4 protein-coding genes and 1 CRISPR repeat array are annotated in these 6,310 nt (G+C 56.8%); of the genes, 2 read left to right on the top strand and 2 right to left on the bottom strand.

The genetic code is table 11. From position 1 onward, the window contains the following. Positions 1-269 precede the first annotated feature (269 nt). Positions 270-2,015: direct repeats of the CRISPR family, unit length 36 nt; unit sequence GTTTTGGAGCAGTGTCAATCTGACTGGTAATCAAAC. A gap of 62 nt (positions 2,016-2,077) precedes the next feature. Continuing rightward, positions 2,078-2,764 carry a DUF3800 domain-containing protein gene (locus F8C90_RS09320; RefSeq protein WP_170264616.1) on the bottom strand — a complete coding sequence of 229 codons (687 nt, stop codon included), beginning with the start codon at positions 2,762-2,764 and terminating at the stop codon, positions 2,078-2,080. Positions 2,765-2,928: 164 nt separating this feature from the next. Then, positions 2,929-3,345, bottom strand: coding sequence for a hypothetical protein (locus F8C90_RS09315; protein WP_158050240.1), 417 nt, complete (start codon positions 3,343-3,345; stop codon positions 2,929-2,931). 585 nt (positions 3,346-3,930) lie between these two features. Here F8C90_RS09315 and F8C90_RS09310 point away from each other — a divergent pair. Together F8C90_RS09310 and F8C90_RS09305 are read left to right on the top strand one after the other, a co-directional pair. After that, the gene (locus F8C90_RS09310) at positions 3,931-5,427 is read left to right on the top strand and encodes a replication-associated recombination protein A (RefSeq protein ID WP_170264615.1); all 1,497 of its coding nucleotides are present in this window, start codon (positions 3,931-3,933) and stop codon (positions 5,425-5,427) included. A 112-nt stretch (positions 5,428-5,539) separates the two neighbouring features. Further along, a complete protein-coding gene (locus F8C90_RS09305; protein WP_158050239.1) occupies positions 5,540-6,280 on the top strand; it encodes a MerR family transcriptional regulator in 741 nt (246 codons plus the stop codon). Positions 6,281-6,310 lie beyond the last annotated feature (30 nt).

The following is a 6,310-nucleotide window of genomic DNA, read 5'->3' as shown; positions in this document are numbered from 1 at the left end:
TGATTCCTTTCCGTCTATCGCATCCCGGATTGGATGCTTGCGACGGATTCTATGGCGGTACCGCAATTGGTTGATTCGCAGTACCGGAATTTGCTGACTGTCAGTACCAAGAGGGCTTACTACTCAGGTTTTGCTTCTGGAGAACAAACGCGATGGAAACGTATATGATTATGAACGAAAAATGATTGTTGACCTGCATTTTCTTGAGCATTGAGACTTGTCTGGTCAGGTTGTCCGTCCCCTCCGCAGTGGGGGAATTTGTTCCAATGGTTTTGGAGCAGTGTCAATCTGACTGGTAATCAAACAACCTCGGTACCCGTCCCGCCGCCCGCATTGTTTTGGAGCAGTGTCAATCTGACTGGTAATCAAACGGCTTTTTCGTTACCGAGAGAAAGGGGCAAGTTTTGGAGCAGTGTCAATCTGACTGGTAATCAAACACGCCTGCTCTACTCGGCTTCGAGTATCGTGTTTTGGAGCAGTGTCAATCTGACTGGTAATCAAACTTTTCCGCAACACAGTTTAACGATTTTATTGTTTTGGAGCAGTGTCAATCTGACTGGTAATCAAACCCGCATCCCCTACCGGGGGAAGCCTGCCGAGTTTTGGAGCAGTGTCAATCTGACTGGTAATCAAACAAGCTTGCGCAGAAGATCTTGCAGCGAGGGGTTTTGGAGCAGTGTCAATCTGACTGGTAATCAAACTCGTATTTGAGTAGTGGCACTCCCGTTCTGGTTTTGGAGCAGTGTCAATCTGACTGGTAATCAAACCGGCGAAGAATTCTAACAGTTTCGATTATAGTTTTGGAGCAGTGTCAATCTGACTGGTAATCAAACTGGGAACGCGGCGAGACGGATATATCCCTGTTTTGGAGCAGTGTCAATCTGACTGGTAATCAAACCGCCGTCGCGGGCGGCAACGCCGACACCTTGTTTTGGAGCAGTGTCAATCTGACTGGTAATCAAACTCTTCAAGTTTGAGCGTGATAGAATCGACGTTTTGGAGCAGTGTCAATCTGACTGGTAATCAAACTGCAGACCCTTACGGTTCCCGTGACTTTCAGTTTTGGAGCAGTGTCAATCTGACTGGTAATCAAACCTTTATTATAACGTAGTCGTGTACCGCTGTGTTTTGGAGCAGTGTCAATCTGACTGGTAATCAAACGGGGTTGCAAGGTGAGTCAGGACTCATGTAGTTTTGGAGCAGTGTCAATCTGACTGGTAATCAAACTTCTCGCGATCGCGCGAAATGGTTTTGTAGTTTTGGAGCAGTGTCAATCTGACTGGTAATCAAACGAAGAACGCGTTATAGTGGTCGCGGCCATTGTTTTGGAGCAGTGTCAATCTGACTGGTAATCAAACCCGTCCTGCACGCCGTCATTGCAATCAAGAGTTTTGGAGCAGTGTCAATCTGACTGGTAATCAAACCACGCGGTCGCGACGTCGGTTTCTAGCCGAGTTTTGGAGCAGTGTCAATCTGACTGGTAATCAAACCGGCTTTTATTCTCGAAAGTTCAACGCCGAGTTTTGGAGCAGTGTCAATCTGACTGGTAATCAAACGAAATAATATGTGCCGCCATGCACCTTGCAGTTTTGGAGCAGTGTCAATCTGACTGGTAATCAAACGTATCGAGGAAAACGAAAAACAGATCGTCCGTTTTGGAGCAGTGTCAATCTGACTGGTAATCAAACATGTTTTCACAGTCATGCGCGGCGTGCTCGTTTTGGAGCAGTGTCAATCTGACTGGTAATCAAACCAATCAATGGCGGATCATTCTACCCATACGGTTTTGGAGCAGTGTCAATCTGACTGGTAATCAAACATTTGACGGTGTATATAGCGACGGAATCAGTTTTGGAGCAGTGTCAATCTGACTGGTAATCAAACTTAACGCTGGCAAGTACAACCACCGAATCGTTTTGGAGCAGTGTCAATCTGACTGGTAATCAAACATGCAAGGCGCGCAACGAGGCGCGCGGAAGGTTTTGGAGCAGCGTCAATCTGACTGGTAATCAAGTTTTTCCGGATGTTCCGAGATTTAAGCGAAGGGGACCAAGCTATCGCCTGGCTGAGGCGGCGACTAGCTGGTTTGCCGCATCCGCTTGCTGCGGGCTTGCTTGAGCCAGTTCTTTTTGAAAGGGCCTATGCCGCCGAAGAACTTGTTGTATGTTTCGCTGCCCTCCTTGCCCTCATACTTGACTAGAGCCAGCTCTATTGTGCAGAGGTAATCGGCGACCTGCTCGAGTCGGTAGTCGGTCATCGATGTCTTGCGCCGCTGCACCACGCCTTTGGAGAGGATTTGACTTACGGAACGGTCGAGCGCCTGCTTCACGATGTCCTGGCCGTTGTCGTAATAGACCTTCACGTCGTCGAACGACTGGAAGAAGCCCAGATGGTTGAGCAGGACTTCCGAGATATCGCGTCTCATGCGCTCCGTGAGCTTGCCAAGGTCGGCGAATTCGCTTCGGCGGTAGACGAACGTCGTGTAGAGGATGGGCAGTTTGCGAACGAACGACGAGAAGAAGGCGAGCATGGCTTTGCGCTGCGACATGTCAAGGTTGGCATAATCCTTGTGGCCGTTTATGAGGGGCTCGGAATGGAATGGGATGTTGGGAAGATCGGCTCTTGCAAGCTTCGCTTCGTAGCTCGTGACCGCGTCGGCGATGCTCTTCGCTTGGTCGTGGAAAACGAGAGTGAGTAGGTAGTAGCGTGCCCTCCCGCCTCGGTCACCGCTCTCGTCAACAAAGATGCTGAGCTCCTTGGCCACTGGGCCTCCTACAGCTTTGAAAAAAATAGCCGGGGGACTCCCCCGGCACTTGGAGGTAGCTTTTAGCCACCAATAATTTTATACCACGCATTGAGAAGTCGCGCAAGGTTTGTGGCTGGCATGGTGGGATTCGCGCCGGCTGGCAGGATCGCAGGCGTTCGCGGCTAGGCCGCCTTCCCCTCCCTCGGGAGAATCTTGTAGAAAGCGAGATAGACAAGCCCGCCGAGGAAGTACATGAGGGCGTCGATGGGGTCGGCGGTGCCGAAATGCAGGACGCACGAAGCCAAGACTTCCCAACATACTGTGCACAATGCCGAAAGAAGGAGGGAAGACCCCAGGCCGCAAATTATCTCTCTGCCTGAAACAACCCTGGTCAAGACATTTACGTAAGCGGGGAAAACGATGCCGCCGCAAAGGTCGGCGAGGTGATAGTTGGCGAATTCGTACGGCAGAACGCAATCCAGCGAGAAGGCGAACCTGTTGATGAGGTAAACGAGGGTGGCAAGCAAAGGGACCAGATTGCTCCACGAGAACAGTGCTGGCCCAAGACGCCTTATCATGAATCGGAGCTGCCTAGCCACAGAGACCGAACAGCGTGAGGCCGAGACAGATTCCGAGGGCGATAATGATGATTTGGGTGCAACCGCTCTTTTCTGCCATGGTTTTCCTTTCGATAAGCAAGTACCAGCATTCTATCACCTCAGATTGTTTCCCAACGAGGAGTTTCGCGAGCGGGGGCCCGCGCTCTGGGCTTGCTCGTCAGGCGGCGAAGGCGGCGTATGCGTGCTAGGACCCTCCGTGCGCCTGGCGCTTGTCCGATGGTCACGGCTGCGAAACGAAGCCACGCAGACCCCCGCGCGCCGCGCTGGCACCAGAGTCGCTAAAAGAAACGAACTCGTAACAAAAGCCCTGGTTGATTCATAAGATGCCCACGTGTCGAACATAAGGGATTCAAGGGTGGTTGTTATACTGCAAGTAGCAGGTGAGAAGGCTCCCCCTTCCTTCGAGAATCCTGCAGTTGCCTTCTTTCGAAAGCAGCAGGCGGTCCTAACCCCGACCGTCTAATCCCCTCCTTGGGCCCGCCGGACCTCCCTTTCTGGCGGGCCATTTCTTTTCTCCTCCTTCGCCTCTGGGCAAACAAACGTTCGCATGGTATGATACGCGCCATGGAAACCTTATTCACAGCAATGGAAAACGAGCGTCGCGCGGAAGTGGCGCCTCTTGCGGTGCGCATGCGCCCGCGCACGCTCGACGAGGTCGTGGGGCAGATCGACGCGGTCGGTCCCGGCAGCTGGTTGCGCAGCGCTATCGAGGGAGACAGCTTAAGCTCGGTCATCCTCTTTGGGCCCGCGGGCACGGGGAAGACCTCGCTCGCGCACGTCATCGCCGAACACACGAAAGCCACCTTTGTGGAGGTCTCCGCCATCGGCGGCACCGTGTCCGACCTGCGCCGCGAGATCAGCGCCGCGGAAAAGCGCCTGACGATGCAGGGCCTTCGAACCATCCTGTTCGTCGACGAGATCCATCGCTTCAACCGCAGCCAGCAAGACGCGCTGCTCCATGCGGTGGAGAACCGCGTGCTCGTGCTGGTGGGAGCCACCACGGAGAACCCGTTCTTCGAAGTGAACTCAGCACTCATCAGCCGTTCTCGCGTGGTTGAGCTTCACTCGCTCACCGATGGGGAAATCGCGCAGCTCGTTCGTCGTGCGCTGGCCGACGAGCGCGGGCTTGCCGGGCGCTATGCGCTTGCCGACGACGCCCTTTCCGCAATCGTGCTGCTTGCTGGGGGCGACGGGCGCGCCTCGCTTACCACGCTCGAGCTCGCCTCGCAGATGGTGGCGCCCGGCACTCCCAAAAAGCCCGCTCTCATCAGCGTCGATATCGTGCGCCGCGCAACGCCTCATCGCGCGCTCGCCTATGACAAGAACAAAGACATGCACTACGACGTCATCTCCGCGTTCATTAAATCGATGCGCGGGAGCGACCCTGATGCTGCGCTCTATTGGCTCGCGCGCATGATCGACGGTGGGGAAGACCCGAAGTTCATTGCGCGCCGCATGATGATTCAAGCGTCGGAGGACGTGGGCAACGCCGACCCGCAAGCGTTCCTCATAGCAGAAGCCGCGTTCAAGTCCGCCGAGGTCATCGGCTACCCGGAATGCCGCATCAACCTGGCACAGGCGGCGATATACCTAGCGCTCGCTCCGAAAAGCAACGCCGCGGAGGCGGGAATCGATGCGGCGCTCGCCGAGGTGCGGCATGGGCCTGCGCGCAAGGTGCCCGACTACCTGCGCGATAGGCATCGCCCAGGATCCGAAAACTACGGAACCTACAAATATCCCCACGACTACCCCGAAGGATGGGTCGAGCAGCGCTACCTTCCCGATGGCTTGGAGCGCGGCTGCTTCTATCATCCGAGCGAGCGGGGTTGGGAAGCTTACCGCGCGGATGCCGCCGCTCGCGACCGCGCGGCGGTGCTCGGCCGCACGGCGGAAAGCCGCGCCGCGGCAGGCAATTCCTCGCGAGGGTCGAAGCGCAACGCGACTGCTGCTTCTGCTGAAAGGAAGCCCTCCTCCGAGGACAAGGCGCTTTCGGACGCCTCCGCCCAAACGGCACATCCGGCAGACGCCCCTGCCCCCGCCGGCGAAGTCGGCACCATCTGATTACAGCAAGGCGGCGGCAATCACCGCCCGCGCGCTTGACGGTGACGTAGCGTCACGCGCGATAATAGGATGTTGGATTATCCGATGATCACACGTGCAAGAAGGACGCGGCATGCCTGCAAATGAAGACGACCTGATGACAGTTGGCGAGCTCGCCCGCCGCGTGGGCGTGACCGTGCGCACCATCCAGTACTACGACCAAAAGGGCCTGCTCCACCCCAGCTCCAAAAGCGAGCAGAACCAGCGCCTGTACTCCCGCGACGACGAGGAGCGCCTCTATCGCATCCTCACCCTCAAGTACCTCGGCTTCTCGCTCGCGCAGATCAGGGAGGCGGAGGCGCTCGACGACCGCCAAGAGCTCTCCGGTGCGCTCGAGCACCGCATGCACGAGCTCGAGCGCGAGAGCGTCGAGGTCCTGCGCAACATCAGCACCGTCAACAGCCTCCGAGAGCAGCTCGCTGCAAGCGAGCACGTGCGCTGGAGCGACTTTGCCCAGGCCATCAGCGATATGCAGAACCGCGAGGACGTGCTGTGGCTGGCCATCAATGGCGAGGGCTGCGACGAGAGCAGCGTCCCGGAGCTCACCCACGAAGAGGTCAGCCGCTGGCACCAGCTCATGGGCGACACCATCGAGGCCATGCACGACGGCGTGCAGCCCGGCGACGAGCGCGGCCGGGAGCTCGCCTTGCGCTTCGAGCGCCTCGGCGGCATGTCCGGCGCGCTCGCCGGCCTCAAGCGCCTCGCCAACCAGCGCGCGCAAGGCCCCAAGCAGTACGACCGCGACTTCTACGCGGGCATCCAGCGTAGGACGCTCAGCTTCCTCAAAGACGCGCTCGAGGCGCTGCGCGGTTAGGGGCGCCAAGCCGTAACAACCACAGCCATC

The sequence above is a fragment of the Ellagibacter isourolithinifaciens genome (assembly GCF_008831035.1).
GTDB lineage: Bacteria > Actinomycetota > Coriobacteriia > Coriobacteriales > Eggerthellaceae > Ellagibacter > Ellagibacter isourolithinifaciens.
Note: the sequence above shows the minus strand (reverse complement) of the source record. Positions and strands in the feature narration are given on the sequence as shown.